This is a genomic window from Flavobacterium sp. P3_A6, from assembly GCF_056403035.1.
Genome location: NZ_JBFUGG010000016.1, coordinates 64,559 through 83,963, shown reverse-complemented (window position 1 = coordinate 83,963; position 19,405 = coordinate 64,559). Strand labels below are relative to the sequence as shown.

Annotated in this window: 11 protein-coding genes; 2 read left to right on the top strand and 9 right to left on the bottom strand. The window is 33.5% G+C overall.

The window, feature by feature from the left end; translation table 11 throughout:
- The 6 genes from AC1DVP_RS15175 to AC1DVP_RS15150 all read right to left on the bottom strand — a co-directional run bounded on the left by AC1DVP_RS15175 (nucleotide 1) and on the right by AC1DVP_RS15150 (nucleotide 9,893).
- The gene (locus AC1DVP_RS15175) at nucleotides 1–2,241 is read right to left on the bottom strand and encodes a GH92 family glycosyl hydrolase (protein ID WP_477184334.1); all 2,241 of its coding nucleotides are present in this window, start codon (nucleotides 2,239–2,241) and stop codon (nucleotides 1–3) included.
- A 3-nt stretch (nucleotides 2,242–2,244) separates the two neighbouring features.
- Nucleotides 2,245–3,426: a glycoside hydrolase family 18 protein gene (locus AC1DVP_RS15170; protein WP_477184333.1), complete on the bottom strand. Its 1,182-nt coding sequence runs from the start codon at nucleotides 3,424–3,426 to the stop codon at nucleotides 2,245–2,247.
- 26 nt (nucleotides 3,427–3,452) lie between these two features.
- Nucleotides 3,453–4,517 (bottom strand): carbohydrate-binding family 9-like protein, encoded by a 1,065-nt coding sequence (locus AC1DVP_RS15165; protein WP_477184332.1) that lies wholly within the window; start codon nucleotides 4,515–4,517, stop codon nucleotides 3,453–3,455.
- Nucleotides 4,518–4,524: 7 nt separating this feature from the next.
- Complete coding sequence (locus tag AC1DVP_RS15160) at nucleotides 4,525–5,490, bottom strand: glycoside hydrolase family 130 protein (protein ID WP_477184331.1); 966 nt, start codon at nucleotides 5,488–5,490, stop codon at nucleotides 4,525–4,527.
- A 248-nt stretch (nucleotides 5,491–5,738) separates the two neighbouring features.
- Complete coding sequence (locus AC1DVP_RS15155) at nucleotides 5,739–7,616, bottom strand: sodium:solute symporter family protein (RefSeq protein ID WP_477184330.1); 1,878 nt, start codon at nucleotides 7,614–7,616, stop codon at nucleotides 5,739–5,741.
- Nucleotides 7,617–7,649: 33 nt separating this feature from the next.
- Entirely contained in the window at nucleotides 7,650–9,893 is a 2,244-nt protein-coding gene (locus AC1DVP_RS15150) for a GH92 family glycosyl hydrolase (RefSeq protein ID WP_477184329.1), read from the bottom strand.
- A gap of 123 nt (nucleotides 9,894–10,016) precedes the next feature.
- Here AC1DVP_RS15150 and AC1DVP_RS15145 point away from each other — a divergent pair, with 123 nt between their 5' ends.
- Both AC1DVP_RS15145 and AC1DVP_RS15140 read left to right on the top strand, forming a co-directional pair.
- Nucleotides 10,017–11,075: a sensor histidine kinase gene (locus AC1DVP_RS15145; protein ID WP_477184328.1), complete on the top strand. Its 1,059-nt coding sequence runs from the start codon at nucleotides 10,017–10,019 to the stop codon at nucleotides 11,073–11,075.
- Between the two features lie 62 nt (nucleotides 11,076–11,137).
- Nucleotides 11,138–11,851, top strand: coding sequence for a response regulator (locus AC1DVP_RS15140; protein ID WP_315156221.1), 714 nt, complete (start codon nucleotides 11,138–11,140; stop codon nucleotides 11,849–11,851).
- Nucleotides 11,852–12,153: 302 nt separating this feature from the next.
- On the opposite strand, the gene nagB is transcribed toward AC1DVP_RS15140, so the two are convergent.
- From nagB to AC1DVP_RS15125, 3 genes are all read right to left on the bottom strand, one after another.
- Nucleotides 12,154–14,067: a glucosamine-6-phosphate deaminase gene (gene nagB, locus AC1DVP_RS15135; RefSeq protein ID WP_477184327.1), complete on the bottom strand. Its 1,914-nt coding sequence runs from the start codon at nucleotides 14,065–14,067 to the stop codon at nucleotides 12,154–12,156.
- Nucleotides 14,068–14,416: 349 nt separating this feature from the next.
- Nucleotides 14,417–16,015 (bottom strand): RagB/SusD family nutrient uptake outer membrane protein, encoded by a 1,599-nt coding sequence (locus AC1DVP_RS15130; protein ID WP_477184326.1) that lies wholly within the window; start codon nucleotides 16,013–16,015, stop codon nucleotides 14,417–14,419.
- Nucleotides 16,016–16,027: 12 nt separating this feature from the next.
- Nucleotides 16,028–19,015: a SusC/RagA family TonB-linked outer membrane protein gene (locus AC1DVP_RS15125; RefSeq protein ID WP_477184325.1), complete on the bottom strand. Its 2,988-nt coding sequence runs from the start codon at nucleotides 19,013–19,015 to the stop codon at nucleotides 16,028–16,030.
- Nucleotides 19,016–19,405: the final 390 nt, after the last annotated feature.

Genomic DNA, 19,405 nt, shown 5'->3' with positions numbered 1-19,405 from the left:
TTAATGAAACATTTCCGAAGATAATGCCATGTTATTTTTATCTTTTTTTGGGAATTTACCCATTGTAAAAACTAATGTTCCTCCTTGTGTAATTTCTTTATGCGTGATGTAATCTCTGTCTATTTTTTCTCCATTCAGTGTAATAGACTGGATATATATATTCTCATTACTGTTGTTTTTTGCTTTAATAACAAATATTTTATTGTTTTCTAAGTTAATTGTGGCTTCGTCAAATAGTGGTGACCCAAAACTATAAATTCCCTGGGCAGGATTTACAGGATAAAAACCTAATGAACTAAATATATACCAGGACGACATTTGTCCACAATCTTCATTTCCGCAATGCCCATTGGGAGTATTTTTATACTGACTTTCTAAAATCTCTCTGACTAATTTTTCCGTTTTCCAAGGTTCATTAACATAGTTGTACAAGTAAGCCACATGATGGCCCGGTTCATTACCATGTGCATATTGCCCAATCATGCCTGTGCTAAATATAGGTAATTTGTCTTCAGGGAGCGGTTTTAAGGTAAACATTGAATCTAATTTTTTTTCAAAAGCCAAATTTCCGCCAACCACTTTTATTAAGCCTTCAATATTTTGCGGTACTGACCAAAAATATTGCCATGCGTTGCTTTCGCAGAAATAAGGGGTATATTCTTTTGGAATAAATTCTTTTATAAATTCTCCGTTTTTCAATTTTGGACGCATAAAGGTACTTTTCGAATCGTACAGATTTTTCCAATTCTCAGAACGTTTTAAGAAGTATTCATAATCATTTGATTTATGTAATGCTTTTGCAAACTGCGCCAAACACCAATCATCATAGGCATACTCCAGCGTTTTTGAAACCGACCAGTTTTCATTATCATCTTCATCAACAGGAACATAGCCTAATATTTTATAACTGTCTAATTGTCTTGAATCAACCATGGAGCTTTCTACACACGCTTTGTATGCTAATGCTGCATCAAAATGTTCAATTCCTTTAAAATAGGCATCGACAATAACGGGTATTGCGTGGTTGCCTATCATCATATTGGTTTCATTTCCCTGCAGAGACCAAACGGGCAATAAACCTGTTTCTTTATAATGTGCCAATAAAGAATTAATCATACTGGAAACACGTTTTGGATGCAAAATAGTATACAGTGGGTGTGCCGCTCTGTAGGTATCCCATAACGAAAATGTATCGTATCTGTCAAATCCTTTTGCATTTTCAATAGTACCATTGGCACCTTTATAATCTCCGTTACAATCACTTAACAATGTAGGAGCCAACATCGACTGATACATCATGGTGTAAAAGATTTTCTTTTTGGTATCGTCTGGTGTTACGATATTAATTTTCTGTAATTCTTGTTCCCAAAGAGCAGAAGCTTTAGCTTTATAATTTTCAAAATTAAAATCGGGAGCTTCTTCTTCTAAGGATTTATAAGCTCCTTTAAGAGAAGCTGTGGAAAGCCCTGTTTTTAAAATTATTTCATCTTTATCAACGGTATTATAATTTAAAACGATTTTAGTCTTAATTGCTTTTGATGGATTAGTTGTAAGCGAATCATTTTTAAAAATCTGATATGACTTAAAAGGTTTTGAAAGTTTTATAACAAAATACACCCGTTGTTCTTTGGCCCAGCCTGATGATTTTCTATACCCTTCAATAGTGGTCTGATCCACAATATTGATATAGGTTTCTATAGGTGTATCCCAATTTAAGGCATAGCCCAAATCGATATTAATCTGCGATGCATCATCTTTAGGAAAAGTATATTTATGAATACCTGTCCGTGCGGTTGCAGTGAGTTCTGCTTTAATTCCAAAATCTAATAAATTTACGGCATAATAACCCGGAACTGCTGTTTCTTTATCATGCGAAAATCTCGAAAAAGGTATAAAATTATTGTCCTTAATCCGTTTTGTAAACCTGCTGTTTGTCGGCATTACTAAAATGTCATATAAATCGCCTGCTCCGGTACCTGATAAATGCATGTGGGAAAATCCGGAAATAATAGAATCTTTATAGTAATATCCTGAAATTCTATCCCAGCCGGGTATTCCAATATCAGGGCTTAGCTGTACCATCCCAAAAGGAACTGTTGCCCCTGGATATGTATTCCCGGGACCAGCTGTACCAACGAACGGGTTTACATAATCAGTCAATTGAATTTCTCCTTTTTTATGTAGCCCACAATTAGATAACAACAATACAAATAGTACATATATCAGATACTGTTTCTTCATTATTTATTTTAAACTTGCTTTTGTGTCTTTTGTATTATTTCCACTTTCATACAGCTTGTTTAATAACTCCTGGTTATTGTCTAAACTATATTCCCAAAACATAGCACCACCTAATTTTTTTTGCTTAATAAATGCGGCCTTTAAAGCAATTTCTTTTGGAGTTTCATAAGAAATAAAAATATTATCCTGAGCATTCCATAAATAAGATGCTTTTGCCGAATCATCATATAATTCCTGAAATTTTCCGGATTTTAATTCTGCTGCAATTTCCCAGGATGCCACAATAGAACTTCCCGTTAGAGCTGATTGGTATAAGCCATTATTTGTTGCTGTTACTTTTTCCCACTTTCTTCCATAAAAAGGAATTCCTAAAATAAGTTTGTTAGCAGGAACGCCTTCTTTTAAGAATTTATCTACTGACTCACTAATACTATTTCCTCCAAATTTTTCTTCTTTTGAAGGATATAAATTAGCATGATGTCCAGTTTGATAAAACCAACCGTTATAAAAATCGTAACACATTAAATTAATAAAATCAAGATATTGATGTGCCTTTTTTAAATCAGTATGATTGATATATTCCTGATCTGCTCCTGCTGCAATAGTGAGTAAATAATGCTTATTATCCACTTTAGTTTCAATTTCTAATTGTTTACGCAATTCGCCTAATAATAAGGTAAAATTTTCTTTGTCTGAAGGTCTGAAAGCATTGTCCTCTGCACGTTGTCCTGGAAATTCCCAATCGATATCAATCCCGTCAAAACCATAAACTTTCAGTAGTTTAACAGCACTTTTAGCAAATTTTTCTCTTGATTCAGCATAAGCGGCTATATTTGAAAATTGATCTGACCAAACCCAGCCGCCAATAGAATACAATACTTTTAAATCAGGATTTTGCTTTTTAAGAGCCATTATACTTTCTATTTTAGCCTTATCTGCAGCCAGCTCAAACTGAACATTACCATCAACAATATTAGCAAAGGCATAATTAACGTGAGTTAACTTGGCCGCATCAATTTTTTCCGGATCAAAATTCTCATAACCAGCAACATACCCAATTGTTTTAAATTCTTCTTTCGATTGATTTTGTTTTCTTTCCAAGGAAGAACAAGCAAAAAACATACTGATAATCAGGATTGAGAAAACTGATTTTATTGTCGTATTATGTGGTTTAAAATGAATCATTAGTGATAATTTGTCTAATTGTTTTTTTACTTTAAAAACTGCCCGTCTTCTTTTACGATTAGTGTTTTATTTGAAAAAGGACTCTTCACTGAAATAGTATAACCGGTCCGGTGATTTTCTAAAACAGGCTTTATCATTTTACCGTCAACAATAATAGGGGACTTGCTTAATAATTCTAATGATTTTGCCCAGATTTTATATTTTTGATAATATTCTTTTTGTGCTCGGTATAAACTGTACAATTCCCATTTTACTTTTTCATCTTGTGGAATTGTAAAACTGTCTTTTCCTTCTTTCGAAGAGAAATAAACATAACCCCATTTTTCGGGTTCATGCATATTGATAACGCCCATTGGCGACCAGACCCAATTATATTCGGGTAAAAATTTTCCATCAGTGCCTTTCTTGCGTTCATAACCTTTATCGGTTACGGTATGCTGCCAATTTACCCTCGAAAAATTGACTCTCCAGAATTTATCTGCAGGTACATTTTTGTCGTTATAGGAAGTTTTATAAGATGCCCAGGGAATCGCCATTTCTAATACCCAGCCTTCATCTCTGTCGTTTGGATTATTTAGCGTTCCTTTGATTTTAACCGCCGATTTCAGGCCCGGAATATTCCAGTCATTTAAAACAACATTATCATTTTCTCTATAAGGTTTTGACAGAAACAGATCCCAAGCCGTATTCAAAGCATTAATTTCTAATTCATAATAGTTAAAAGTATCGCTGTCGGGATCAATAAAAACTTCAAAATCATTGTTGTAAAAGATAATGGTATCACGTTGTTTTAAATTTGCCCAGACATCAGGCTCATCAAGTTTCGCTAGAATATAAAAATTGGTTTCATCCCAGAGCATTTTTACTTTTGTTCCATATTTAGGTTTTTCGTTATTGGCTATATCCTCAAAAAGAGCTGTCCAGTCTGCTTTACTCCACGAAGCATCAGAATCATCTCCATCAATTACAATTGGACTTGTGGTTTTGGTTGCCACATAAGTTTTAGGTATAACTGTATTTTTCGATTGTGAATAACCCACTATCGAAATAAACCCTAAAACGGCAGTTAACCATTGAATTTTTAAACGCATGCCTTTTTTATAAACTGTTATCTTTTGTAAATTGTATTACTTCGCTTAATTTTCCGAATGCCATTGCCACAACAGTATCTGCTGCACCATAATATACGGCTAATTTATCTTCTTCCGTATTGTGTAACGCAGCGCATGGGAAAACTACGTTTGGTACGTCTCCAACCATTTCATAAAGTTCAGCAGGCCCCAATAAATAAGGCTGTGTCCTGTATTTTACATTTTCCGGTGCATCAACTTCTAAAAGTGCTGCTCCCATTGCATAACGAAAACCGTTACAGGTATTAATAACGCCGTGATAAATCATTAACCAGCCTTCTTTGGTAAGAATTGGGATTGGCCCTGCTCCTACTTTAGTACACTGCCAGGCACTGTCTTCAAAAGGAGTTGGTTTCATCACGAGTCTGTGTTCTCCCCAATATTTCATATCCGGGCTGTAACTGATCCAAATATCTCCAAAAGGCGTATGCCCGTTATCACTTGGTCGGCTTAACATTGCATATTTTCCGTTTATTTTCTGTGGAAACAAAACTCCGTTTCTGTTGAAGGGTAAAAAGGCATTTTCGCATTGAAAAAACTCCTTAAAGTCGTAAGTATATCCAATACCAATTGTTGGCCCGTTGTAGCCGTTGCACCAAGTAATCCAGTAACGGTCTTCGATAAAAACAACACGAGGATCATATTTGTATGCTGATTCGATCATTTCCGTATTACCTGCCCCCATTACAATTGGTTCATGGTTAATGTCCCAATCGATACCATTTTTACTGAAACCGGCAAAAATATTCATTTGTACCGCTTTGTTATCACATCTGAAAACACCTGCAAATCCATCACCAAATGGAACAACTGCACTGTTAAAAATACTATTTGACGAAGGTATGGCATATCTCTCAATAATGGGATTATTAGAATATCTCCACATTACGTCGTTACTGTTTTCGGGTCTGTCTTGCCAGGGAATTGTACTCATTGTCTCTTTCGTTTTTGTTTTATTTGTTTTATTTTTTTAAACACATAGAAACATAGATTTTGAAACCGCATAAAAGGCGTTTCACTTGCATTAATACACATAGCTATGCGTGAGAAACTAGTTTCTTTTTGTATTCTTTTTTACTCATTTAAACCTATGTTTCTATGTGTTAAAATTTTCGTTTTTAAGGACTTTATCAAAGTTTTAAACTTTGGCAAAGCTGGTATGTCGTTACCTCCCTTTTTTTCTTAATCAGCTATTTTTCTAACTTTATCTAACCAGGTGAATTTTAATATCGTGGTCGTTACTAAAAACACGATCAAAGCCAAAATTGCTTTTGGATAATCTCTGATTACAAAGAATATCGGAAGCAAAATCATACTTGACTGCCATACAATTCCGATAACACAATTCAGCATATCTTTCCAGAAATCATTATTTTTTTCGAAAGTCTGATCTTCTGCTTTTAATAATTTACAAACTGGTTTCCACCATCCCCAAGGTCTTACGTTTGCATAAAAAGATTTTAAAACTTCCATATCTGTTGGTTTACTTAAAAAAGTTCCTAAAAGACAACCCAAAATGGAGAAGCCAAATATTGCTGGAAACAGATAAATTGCCTGCACTTGCGATAACTCACATAAAAATGACCCATCGGTTAAATTACTTTTATTCTGTCCTAAGATAAATTGTAATGAAGCTACAATTAATCCAGCAAACATTCCCCAGAAATACCCCCAGCCGTTAAAACGCCACCAAATCCATTTTAGAAAATTGGCTGCCACATAACCTCCGTACAAAGCACTGGTAATCCATAAGGTTAGAGAATTAATTGATTCTGCAAAAAATCCCATAAAAACACCTAAACCAACAACAAGAAAAGATGAAATCTGACTCACTTTTATATAATGTGCATTTGTTGCAACCGGTTTGAAGTATTTTTTATAAATATCATTTACAATATAAGCTGGTCCTGCATTTACAAAAGCGGAGAATCCAGACATAAATGCTGCCAATAAACCTGCAAGTAAAAGTCCTTTTATCCCAACAGGAAGATATAAATTAACCACTTTTGGCATTAATAATTCTAAATCGGCTCCTGTCAAACCTGTATTCGCATTCAGCCCCGGCGCTAAATTTACCAAAGCAATTACGACAATTCCCGTAATTAATAAATATCTTGGAATGAATAAAATCAAGTTGGTAAAACCACTCATATAGGCAGCTTCTTTTACTGATTTCGTAGAAAGGATTCTTTGCAAATCATAACTTGGTGTCGGACCTGCAACACTGGCGAAAAAGCCTTTGAATAATGTCATTCCGATAAAAGCGCCAAACATTTTGTAACCTTCGGAATCAATTAAATTATTGAATGTCTGAAACTTTTCGCTCCATTGGGTTTCAAACTGCCATCCGAAGAAAACATTTTTCCATTCCTCCGTAATTACAGAATTAATCTGAATATCGGTATAATTTAAAAACGCATAACCAGCAATCAAGACACTCGCAATAATCATGATCAGATATTGCACAACTTCTGTCGCAACCACAGAAAACATACCTCCTTTAACTGTATAAATTGTTGTTAAAAATATGATTATTAAAGCGTAAGACCGCTCAGAGGTTAACAAAATTAAATCTCCATAATGAAGCGTTAAATCCCAAGGAAGTATGATGGTTATAAATTTTCCAATTCCTTCAAAAAAATAAGCAATAAAACCAATTGTAGAAATAATAGCAAAAATTGCTACAATAATATGTGATGCTTTTCCAGCTTTGTCATTTCCAAAACGGGTTAAAATCCATTCAGAACCAGTCATTACTTTCGACCTTCTAATCCAGACAGATAAGAACATCATTACAAAAATCTGATTCCATATCGGCCAAAGCCACATAAACATAAAACTTTTTACTCCATATAAAAACAGTACGCCAATCATCCAGGAAGTTCCTGAAACATCAAACATTCCTGATCCGTTACTTAAACCTAAAAAATACCATTTGATTGTTTTTCCGCCAAGGAAATAATCATCTAATCCTTTTGATGCTTTTCTTGAAATCCAAATTCCTATACCTACTGAGAGCAAAATATAAGCTAAAATGATTGATACGTCAATGATGTTCATTAATTCTTATTTATTAATTAGTTACGTGGTTTGCTATTTTTTTAATCCCCAACTTTTATTAGGTTCGGCTCCCATTACAAAATGTAAAATCCCGCCTTGCAATATTTGTTGATGCGAGATTGCGGTTTTATTAAATGGAGCACCATTAAGTGTTGCTGACTGTATGTAAAAATTTTTATCAGAAACATTTTCTGCTTCAATAGCAAACGATTTTCCGCCTTCAAGATTGATTTTCGTCTTTTCGAAAATAGGACTTCCTATTTCATATTCGCCCGAAGCCGGATTCATAGGATATAGTCCCATCGAACTGAAAACGTACCAGGCCGACATTTGTCCGCAATCTTCATTACCGCTCAATCCGTTTGGTGTTGTATTGTATTGCGTATCTAAAATATGACGTACCCAATATTGTGTTCTCCATGGCTGATTAGCATGATTAAACATATAAGCGATATGATGGCTTGGTTCGTTTCCGTGTGCGTATTGACCTATCAATCCTGAAATATCCGCAGAGACATTGTTTCCTGTAATTTCTGAGCTTTCGGTAAATAACTGCTCTAAACGTTTGGCAAATAATTCGTTGCTTCCGTGCAGCGAAATAAAATCTTCAACATTTTGTGGTACAAACCAGCTGTGCTGCCAAGCGTTTCCTTCGGTATAATCAGTATGCTCTCTATGGTTAGAATGTTTAGCATCAAAAGGCTCGTTCCATGATTTTCCGTCTTCCGATTTTCCTCTCATAAACCCAGTTTTCGGATCAAATAAATATCGATAAGCCTGAGAACGTTTTAGAAAAAATTGATAATCATCGTTTTTGCCCAAAGCTTTGGCCATTTGCGCCACACACCAATCGTCATAAGCATATTCCAAAGTAATTGTTACTGATTCATCAAGTAAATTATAAGGAATGTAGCCGTATTTTTTGTAGAAATTCAAGCCGCGTTCATCCTGCATCATTGTAGCTTTCATAGCTTCGTATGCCTTTTCGGCATTAAACCCTTTGATACCTTTTTGGTACGCATCAACAATTACAGGAATCGAATGATAACCTGTCATTGTATTGGTTTCGTTAGCATATAAAGTCCAAACTGGCAACATTTTTTTGGTATCGTAATACGCCAACATTGAGTTTACAATATCTGAAACCTTGTCAGGAGCCAATAAGGTAAGCAAAGGATTTTCAGCCCTAAAAGTATCCCATAGTGATAAGGTAGAATAGGCGGTATAACCTTTTGCAGCATCAATTTGGTCATCCTCTTTTCTAAACTGCCCGTTTTTATCACTATAGGTTACAGGTGCTAATTGTGCATGATACATCGCAGTATAAAACATCGTTTTTAATGAATCAACAGGTGATTCTACTGTAATTTTACTCAAAGCAGCATTCCATATTGTGGATGCCTGAGATTTTGTTTTTTCGAAAGTTGATTTTCCTCCATCTAAATTATCTTTGGCATTGGCTATGCTAACGGATGACAAAGCTACCTTTACCTGTAATTCATCAGAATTCTTAACGTCAAAAAATAACTGTGCTGCTGTATTTTCTCCTTCAGCTTTATTTCCTGCTGTTATTTGTTTATTGGCAATTAACACAGATTCTGAAATTGGTTTTGAAAATTTTGCCACGAAAAATACTTTCTGATTTTTTGCCCACCCCATACTATAGCGATATCCACTTATAGTATATTGATCTTCAATTGTAATTCCGGTTTTTAACACTTTATCCCAATTGATTGCAAAACCAAGATCGATTACTACTGATTGTTTATCATTTTTTGCAAATGTATATTTATGGAAGGCTGTTCTTTGTGATGAAGTTAATTCTATATTGATTTTAGGGTCTTCAAGAAAAACCTGATAAAAGCCCGGCGCTGCTTTTTCGTTAACATGACTGTATTTTGATTTATAAGGTAATTGATCACGTGAAGCTATTTTGGCTGTTAGATCTAATTTTTTATTTGTAGGCATAAATAAAATATCTGCCAAATCTCCAATTCCTGTTCCGCTTAGATGCAGATGACTGAAACCAACTACTATGGAATCAGAATGATGATAACCCGAACACCAATCCCAGCTTGAAATACCATTATCAGGACTCACCTGCAGCATCCCGAATGGGACAGTAGCCCCGGGATATGTATGTCCATGACCGCCTGTACCAATAAAAGGATCAACATAGTCAACAAAAAGTGTTTTGTGATTTTGATTTTTGTTTACATTTATTTTGCAACTTGCAACTAAAATAACAAACAAAACCAGCAGGGTAAAATTCCTCATATATAACGATCTTTAATTTAACTTTAAAATTAAACAAATTCAACTTTTATTTAAAAGTAATTTAGACGGACAACATATAAACTAAGATAAACATCAAAAAAATCACAAAAGCATATCATTATTATGAATTTAAATTCCAGCAAATTATATCGATTGCCATTGCATTATCACATCTTTTTTTGGCTTACTTACTTTTTATTTAACACATTTCGTTGGGGAAGCTATTTTAATGATTATTTGTATTCATTAAAGACAAACTTATTAGGCTTTCCAATTCACATGACATTATGTTATCTGAATATTTTAATATTTATGCCCTATCTGGTTTATCGAAAAAAATATCTTCTATATGTACTTGCAATTTTATCCTCCATATTTATAATGGTAATTATAAAATTCAACCTCACATACTTATTAATAACGCATAACGTCTGGCCAGAAGGACCTGAAACTATCGATAAATTAACACTCAATTATACTATTGACATGATGATGGGAGAACTCTATGTAATCACATTTGTGACAGCAATTAAGATTACATTTGATTTTTTGAATGAACAAAGAAGAGTAACTGATCTTGAAAAATCTCAATTAGAAACAGAATTGCTTTTCCTTAAATCTCAAATTTCCCCACATTTTTTCTTCAATACGCTTAACAATATTTATTCTTTATCGGTAGAAAAATCAAATAAAACTCCAAAAATTGTTCTCAAACTTTCTGAATTAATGCGTTACATGCTGTACGAAACAAAAAGCAAGAAACAAACTTTAGAAAACGAAATACTTTGCATACAAAATTACCTGGACTTAGAAAGAATTAGAAATGATGACCGATTAGAAGTCAATATGTATATTTCTGGAGACATTCATGATAAAGAAATTAGTCCTATCATACTTCTCACTTTTATTGAAAATGCTTTTAAACATGGTGTTAACAAGAACACCGGATCTGTTATAATCAACATTAATTTTAAGATTAAAGGTGATTTTTTGCATTTCACAATTACTAATCCAATGCCCGAAATTACTGAACATAAGGATAATTTTAACAAGTCTAGCGGTATAGGTTTAGAAAATGTTAAAAAAAGGCTTGAATTAGGTTATAATAAAAGCGACTATAGGCTTTCATTTAAAAATAAAAAGGATATTTTTGTTGCAAAGCTTGTAATTAAAGTATCCTAAAAACAATTTTCTTTCTTTTTTACAACTACCAAATTTATTTCTTTCAAAAAAAACATATAGTAATGAAAATAAATTGTTTAATCATAGATGATGAGCCATTGGCAATTAATGTTATTAAAAATTATCTGGAGCCTGTTGAAAATTTTGAGGTAATAAATACTTTTAGCAATCCAATTGAAGGCTTAAATTTTTTAAAGAACAATAAAGTTGATGTAATTTTTCTTGATATTAATATGCCGGTTCTAGACGGTATAAATTTCATAAAAAGTCTAGAAAACCCTCCAATACTTATTATTACAAGTGCGTATAGTCAATTTGCTATAGAAACTTATGAATTAGATGTTCTAGACTATCTGGTAAAGCCAATCGAATTTCCGAGGTTAATGAAAACCCTAAACAAGATTAGCAAAAGACTTAACAATAACAGTAATGCTCCGCTTGAAAATAATCCTGAAAGCCCTTTTATTTTTGTTAAGATCGACAAGAAGAGAATGAAAAAAATATTTTTTAATGAAATTTTAGTGATTGAAAGCTTAAAAGATTATCTAAAAATCAATACTTTAAGTGGTAAATACATAATACACAGCACATTATCTGACTTTACTGATTTATTACCCGAAAGAAATTTTTTGAGAATACACCGATCATATACTATAGCTATTGATAAGATTGATGCCGTTGAAGGAAACAGTATAGAAATTGAAGGACTGAGATACGTAATTGGAAGATCTTATATTGATCATGTAAAACAAAGAATTTTAAATTCTTCCATTTAATACCTGAGCGTAGTCGAAGGGAACATGTAATGCAAAAGATCATAAACTTTGCGATCGCTATTTTGAATTTTCCTTATCCATTATATCCGTTTTAGATGTAATTTAAACTAGGTGTCAGGCTGAGCGGAGTCGCAAAACACTTTCGAAGTAAAAGCACTTTACTCAAAGTTATCATTTGTACCAAAATAAGAACTTTAATTATATAAAAAAATGCAACCATTACGGGTTGCATTTCAACATACAGGTAACTAACCAAAAATAAATTACATGAAATAACTTATTCTATTCGATATAAAAACAAACTAAAAATGATATCGTTTAAATGCTTCAATAGCGGAATAATCAGCTAATCCTAAAGCATTATATTTTTCTGCTGTTAATCTATTTCTATCTTCAACTCTTACCCAAAATTCTCTACTGTCATCTCCCTGAAACATTACTCCATCTTTTTGAGATTGGTGATAGAAAATTGCATGACGTTTTTTAAGAACCTGATCAGGACTCATTGGAACCGCCATTTCAATTTGGAATGATTCCCACTCATGCCACGCTCCTCTATATAACCAGACCCAGCAATCATCCATAAATTTTTTATTCTTTAATCTTTTTAAAGCCTCAAACAAACTATCTAAACACACCTTATGAGTTCCATGCGGGTCAGCTAAATCTCCTGCTGCATAAATTTGATGCGGTTTTATTCTTTCAATAATATCGCACATAATTTGTATATCAGCCTCCCCCAGATTATTTTTTTTAACTGTGCCTGTTTCATAAAAAGGCAAATCCAGAAAGTTAACATTTGAATCCAGTAAACCTAAATATCTCGTAGCAGCCAAAGACTCGCTTCTTCTAATTAATCCTTTTAATTTTCTAACTTCTAATGAATCAATATCATTAGCTTTTTTATTCTTTAAAAAATTGATGATGTCTTCAGATTCGCTGGAATTTTTATTTAATGCCATCGAAATTTCAGCAAATTTTAAAGCCTCTTCATTAGAAACAGCAATATTTCCAGATGTCTGGTATGCAACATGCACATCATGTCCTTGTTCTACCAATCTGTCAAAAGTTCCTCCCATCGAAATAACATCATCATCCGGGTGCGGACTGAAAATGATAATTCTCTTTCTTTCTGGAGTAGCTCGTTCCGGTCTGTAAGTATCATCTGCATTTGGTTTTCCTCCTGGCCAGCCAGTAATAGTCTGCTGCATTTTGTTAAACATTTTGATGTTTAAATCATACGCAGTTCCTTCTTCTGTTAACAAACTAGACATACCGTGTTCATTGTAATCTTTATCTGTAAGTTTAAGAAAAGGCTTTTTAGTCAATTCACTTAGCCAGGCAACAGCCTTAAGCTTTAATTCCTCTGTCCAGATAATTGATTTTACTAACCAAGGTGTTTTTACTCTCGTTAATTCTGATGAAGCCTCGGTATCTAAAACAAATGTTGCGTTGCTGTGCCGTTGTAAATATGTTGCCGGCACTCGTGAAGAAATTTCTCCTTCTATAGTTTTTTTTATGATTTCAGCTTTACTGATTCCCCATCCCAGAAGTACGATTCTTTTGGCCGTTTTTACAGTACCAATTCCCATTGTAATGGCTTTTCGGGGTACATTATCAATTCCTAAAAATGAAGATGCTGCATCGATACGCGTCAAATGATCCAGCGTAATACTTCTTGTTCCCGAATTAATGTGAGATCCCGGCTCATTAAACCCAATATGGCCTGTTCTTCCAATTCCTAGAAGCTGAAAATCTAAACCGCCATATGATTTAATTTTCATTTCATAATCGATACAATATTGCTGTAAATCTTCATTACTGATATTTCCGTCAGGAATATTAATATTTTCTGGAAGAATATCAACATGATCAAAAAGATGCTCATGCATGAAATACCAGTAACTCTGAATATTATTTTTATCCATTGGATAATATTCATCTAAATTGAATGTTACTACATTGGAAAAACTTAAACCTTCTTCTTTATGCAGTCTTACAAGCTCTTCGTAAACTTTTACCGGCGAAGACCCTGTTGCTAATCCTAAAACGCAAGGTTCATTTAATTCTTCTTTTCTCTGAATTATGTTTGCTATTTCTTGTGCAACCAATAAGGAAGCTTCCTTAGATGATCCGAAAATCACGTTATGAATCTTCTCAAAACGTGTTTCTTCAAATTTTCCAGCTTCTTTAAAATTTATGCCTTCTTTAGTCATTTGCCCGTTTCCTTTAATTATTATAGCATAAAATTAAGAATTAGTCCATCTGCAAAATTAAAAATTCGACTAATAACCTGTTAACTTCGGCAAAAGACACAAGCAGAAACTTTAAAAAAAATCGACACCAAGTTAAGATTCGTTTATATTTACTTTTCGACCGCATTTATTTCGCCAATGGAAAATGTCTGACCTTTTCCTTCAGATGATTTAGCAACAAAGCGCAGGTATCTTGCTTTAGGCTTAACTCTGCTAGAATATGAGCATGTCCGACATACAAAAACAAAGGAGGCAATTTCTTGCCTCCCTTAAAAAATAAACTAATTCAAAACACTTTATTTTCAATAAATTAATTATAACCTGGATTTTGCTTCAAATTACTGTTTTTATCCATTTCAGACTGTGGTATTGGTAATAGGCTTCTAAAAGCACCATTTGGTTTATGTGAAAACCAAGATTTTGTTGTAAAAACACCAAATCGTATTAAATCTTGTTTTCTATGGGCTTCCCCTACAAATTCCCAAGCCAATTCATCTAAGAAACCTCCATACTGAATGTCAGCACCGCCTTCAAGATTCGTAATTACTCCAGCCTCATAAGTACCATATTTATAAACGCTTCCTCCTGAAAGTTTTGCTCCAGTAACTGTTGCTTTACTAGGATTTGTGTTTTTAAAATCTCTTTGTCTGATTTGTGACACAATTACAGCGGCTCCATTAGCATCACCTGTTCTTAACAAACATTCAGCTTTAATCATCAATGCATCTGTATATCTGTAAAATGGAACATCATTACTGGTTTGCCCTATATCACCGGAACCAATTTCATATTTAACCATTCTAAATCCTTCGTTAGGCTCACAGCCATTTACATTAGTCAAATAATTAATATATTCAAATTGTTTACCGTCTACCATTAATGGCTCACCTTTACTTGTATATTGTTTGCCTCCTAGCCAAGAATCTTTTAATCTTTGATCATCTGGATCATAGGTGTCTATAAATTGCGGAATTCCACCAGAACCATTCCAAGGACCACCGCTCAAATCATAAGTCGCTTGGCTTGGAGCAGCCAACGTTTTAAATGGCCAATAGCTCCCCCCTGTTTTAACTTGATCAAATGGAATAGATAATATTTCTTCTGGAGAACCTTCATTCTTAATCTTAAAATTATCCAAATAGTTACTTGTCAAGCTAAATTTTCCGCTGTCAATAATATCATTAACCTGTGCCAAAGCATCATTCCATTTTGGTGTCCCTAAATATACTCCAGCATTCAAATATAATTTTGCCAAAGTCATTTTGACAGCCCACTTCGTAACTTTTCCATAAGAAGCTGTATTGTTTTCATCACTTAAATAAGGCAACGCTGTTTTTAATTCGCTTTCAACAAAATCATATACTTCTTTCCCTGTATTCTGAACAGGCAAATATCCTGGAGGATTGATATAAGAAGTTACTATTGGAACATTTCTGAAATTATCCAAAAGCAAATAATAATATATCGCTCTTAATGCTCTTAGTTCCTGAATTACTTTGTCTTTATTTTCAATACCCTGTATTTGCTCAATTTGATAAATTGCTCTGTTTACGCTATTTACCCCAGTATACAAATAATACCAATTTCCCTCTGCATGAGGCAGGGTTGATCCCCATGTATGCTGATGCATCGTTATATAATAATCTCCCCAGCCGATACCGTTTCTTTGAGGCGTTACAATTAAATCCGATGATTCTTCATATAAGCAAAAAGCTGCGTCCCAACCCCAATAAACATCTCTGAACGAAGTATAAGCTGGCGCAATAATACTCGTTAAATCTTCAGCTGTCAATTCTGTACTCTCGGCAGTTATTTTATCATAAACTGTCTCATCCAAATTTGTACATCCTGTTCCTAAAAGAAGTAAGCCGGAAACAAGGATTTTATATACTATATTATGATTTTTCATCTTTATTTTTTTTTAAAAAGTTACATTTAATCCTAAAGTAAGAGATGTAGTAGTTGGATATTTATCTCTATTATCCATTCCTTGAGACAAAGGATCTCCTCTTTGTATCTCTGGATCTAAGCCTTTGTATTTTGTAAATGTGGCCAAATTATTTCCAGATACATATAATCGCATAGCGTTTATAACCTTAAATGGCTTAACATCAAAATTATAAGATAAAGTTATGTTATCAACCTTTACATAATCTCCTTTTTCAAGATAATAACTAACATAAGTCTGGTTATAGTTCAATACCGCTTTATCATATACTTTGTCGAATGCAGAAGCCAGCATATTATAATTAATCGTAGGATTTTCATAAAACATGCGCTGAGAATTAAGTATTTGAAAATCAAAAGCACCTGTCAATACCATACCCAAATCAAATTTTTTGTAAGTAAAAGTATTAGTCCAACCCGCATAATATTTTGGGATTCCATTTCCTAAATATTGTTTATTGTCATCATTATATAAATCTGGAGTAAGCGTTTTTCTTGTACCGTCTGCTGTTTCAATAATCCATTTCCCATCATTAGTAATATCAACCGATTTTAATCCCCAGTAATTTCCTATTGATTGCCCAACTTCCAATCGGTGTGTAGAAAATGAAATTGGATCTCCCGTATTTCCAGTATTAATAAAGTTCTTATCTATTGCATATAAATCATTAGAAAGACTTGTTAGCTTGTTCTCATTATGTGAAAAAGTCATTGACGAATTCCAAACAAAATTTTCGCTTTTAACAGGAATTACATTGAGAAGAATTTCAAATCCTTTATTCTCCATTTTTCCAACATTGGCAGTAATGCTAGAATATAAATATGGAGGAGTCGGCACATTATAATCCCAAAGCATATCGCTTGTTTTTTTACTATAAACATCAAAACTTCCGCTGATTCTATTCTCTAAAAATCCAAAATCAAGACCAATATTTATCTCTGCTGTTTTCTCCCAACGCAAATCAGGATTAGGATTACTAGCTGGAACTAATCCTTTCACCCATTTTCCCTCATTAAAAAAATAGCCATCATAATTATACAATGTTTGAGACATATAAGAATCATTAGGAATTACTCCGGTTATACCATAGCCCGCTCTTAATTTAAAATTATTGACATAGGAAACATCTTTAAGAAAGGATTCTTTATGCATACTCCATCCTGCAGAAACTGCCGGGAAATTACCCCATTTATGATTCTCTCCAAACTTCGAAGAACCTTCTCTTCTAATACTAAACAATAAATCATATTTACTGTCAAAATTATAGTTTACTCTCCCAAAGAATCCTATTAGCTTATCATCATTTTTATAACTGCCCATCGAAGCTTTTCCATCAGACAAGGCATTTCCGGCCCCCAAGTTGTTATAAGAAAAAGCATCAGTAGGAAAATCAAAATTATAAGCCGAAAAACCCTCATTAACAGTATACTGATAACTATAACCTCCTAATGCCGTAAATTCATGCTTATCAAATTTTTTATTGTACTTGGATGTTAATTCTAGAAAATCTCTGTCTGTAGCTCCAGTGTTTCTGGAAGCAACACCATTTCGCCCATTTATTGTATTTGAATAGTGTTTTTTGGTTTCAGAGTAACCGTTTAAACCTGTATTTTTATTCTTGGCAAGCATAACGCTTGCATCCCAGCCTGGCAATAAATCAAGAGTTAAATTAGCCGTAAATCTTTGCCATGTATTATTCCTGTCCTCTATTGTCTCGTTCATAATTGCAACAGGATTGTAATATTGAAACCTGCTTGTTTCAGCATAATCTCCATTTGCTTTATAAATAGGGGCTGTAGGGTTTCGAATCATAGCCTGTCTGTAAGCATATCCTGCAGTACCTTCGGAAAGCCCCATATTTTGTGTTCCATTAAGCAAGTTCAGATTGATTTTTAATTTATCATTGAACATTTTATGATTTACATCAAATGAAAAACGAAATTCTTTATTAGAAGTCCCATTAAATACGCCCGTTTGATCAACATAATTAAGGTTTACTACATAATTTGTTCTCCCTGTCCCTCCTTTTATATCCAAGTTATGATTTTGAGCAAATCCGCTTCCTGAGATTTCATCCAGCCAATTAGTTGTGGCACCTTCATCTGTAAAAGGTAATTTAGTTCCCTTAGAAAGTAAATTTCTTATTCCGCCAGCATCTAAAAAGTCTGCTTTCTTAGCAAAATTAGCTACCGTAGCAAAAGAGGAATAAGTCAGCGTTGGTGCCATTTCTTTATTAACCGTTTTTGTAGTAATGAGAATTACTCCGTTTGCTCCTCTAGTTCCATAAATTGCTGCCGCCGAAGCATCTTTCAATACATCTATAGAAGCAATTTCGCTTGGAGCAACAGTATCTATACCTCCCGGCACACCGTTAATTAAGACCAACGGAGCATTTGATCCTTTTAAAGAAGATATTCCGCGCAGTAAAATGGTAGGTGATGCAGAAGGATCTCCTGAACCATTAGTAATAGTTAAACCTGCTACTTTACCTCTAATAAGATCGGAAGCATCCCGAATCGCTCCCTTAGTAAAGTTTACTTCTTTTATACTTGCAATGGCACTGGTAACTCTTGATTTTTTTTGTGTACCATACCCTACTACCACAACTTCGGATAATTGTTCTGTATTTTCTTTAAGAATAACATCTATAGTATTCCTATCCGAAATTGTGGCTTCCTGAGTTAAAAATCCTAAGTAAGTAAAAACCAATTTAGAATCTGGATTTTTAACAGTTATCTCGTATTTTCCATCAAAATCAGATAACACTGCATTGGATGCATTTTTTTCTGTTATAGTCACTCCTGTAAGTGGTATTCCATTAATATCTTTAATAGAACCTTGGATCTTTTTTTGCGCAAAGGAGGTAAAAAAAGTTAAAAGTAAAAAAGTGGCAAATCCCATTTTTCTCTTCAAAAATTTACCTTCAAAAATTTGCATTACTGAAAGGTTGATTAAATTCATAGTTTTAGTTTTTGGTTTGGTTAAAAATTACTGTTAGTTAATACACAGATTAAATTGTGTGCTTTTAACACTTGTAAAATTAAATCATAATCAAAATAACGGCAGACAACAATTTATCCGAAACCAATAGTATATTATCCATTTATTGTATTTTTTCACACAAAACTGATTAAATTTAGCACTAACAAAAAAAATAATGTTAATTCTATAGAAATACAACATCATAATCAGCTTTTGAACTATAATAACACAGTTGCAGTTGAGAAAATCAATAGTTGGCAGCACATTACACACAATACCACCAACCCGAACTAAAACACTGAATTAAAACAGTTTAACGCAAAAAATAGGCTAACATAAAAAACATAAGCCAACACATCATATTAGAAA

Coding starts and splice junctions, on each gene's coding strand:
- AC1DVP_RS15155 (WP_477184330.1), bottom strand. CDS start 7,616: ATGAACATCATTGACGTATCAATCATTTTAGCTTATATTTTGCTCTCA.
- AC1DVP_RS15160 (WP_477184331.1), bottom strand. CDS start 5,490: ATGAGTACAATTCCCTGGCAAGACAGACCCGAAAACAGTAACGACGTA.
- AC1DVP_RS15150 (WP_477184329.1), bottom strand. CDS start 9,893: ATGAGGAATTTTACCCTGCTGGTTTTGTTTGTTATTTTAGTTGCAAGT.
- nagB (WP_477184327.1), bottom strand. CDS start 14,067: ATGACTAAAGAAGGCATAAATTTTAAAGAAGCTGGAAAATTTGAAGAA.
- AC1DVP_RS15165 (WP_477184332.1), bottom strand. CDS start 4,517: ATGCGTTTAAAAATTCAATGGTTAACTGCCGTTTTAGGGTTTATTTCG.
- AC1DVP_RS15170 (WP_477184333.1), bottom strand. CDS start 3,426: ATGATTCATTTTAAACCACATAATACGACAATAAAATCAGTTTTCTCA.
- AC1DVP_RS15130 (WP_477184326.1), bottom strand. CDS start 16,015: ATGAAAAATCATAATATAGTATATAAAATCCTTGTTTCCGGCTTACTT.
- AC1DVP_RS15125 (WP_477184325.1), bottom strand. CDS start 19,015: ATGAATTTAATCAACCTTTCAGTAATGCAAATTTTTGAAGGTAAATTT.
- AC1DVP_RS15145 (WP_477184328.1), top strand. CDS start 10,017: ATGAATTTAAATTCCAGCAAATTATATCGATTGCCATTGCATTATCAC.
- AC1DVP_RS15175 (WP_477184334.1), bottom strand. CDS start 2,241: ATGAAGAAACAGTATCTGATATATGTACTATTTGTATTGTTGTTATCT.
- AC1DVP_RS15140 (WP_315156221.1), top strand. CDS start 11,138: ATGAAAATAAATTGTTTAATCATAGATGATGAGCCATTGGCAATTAAT.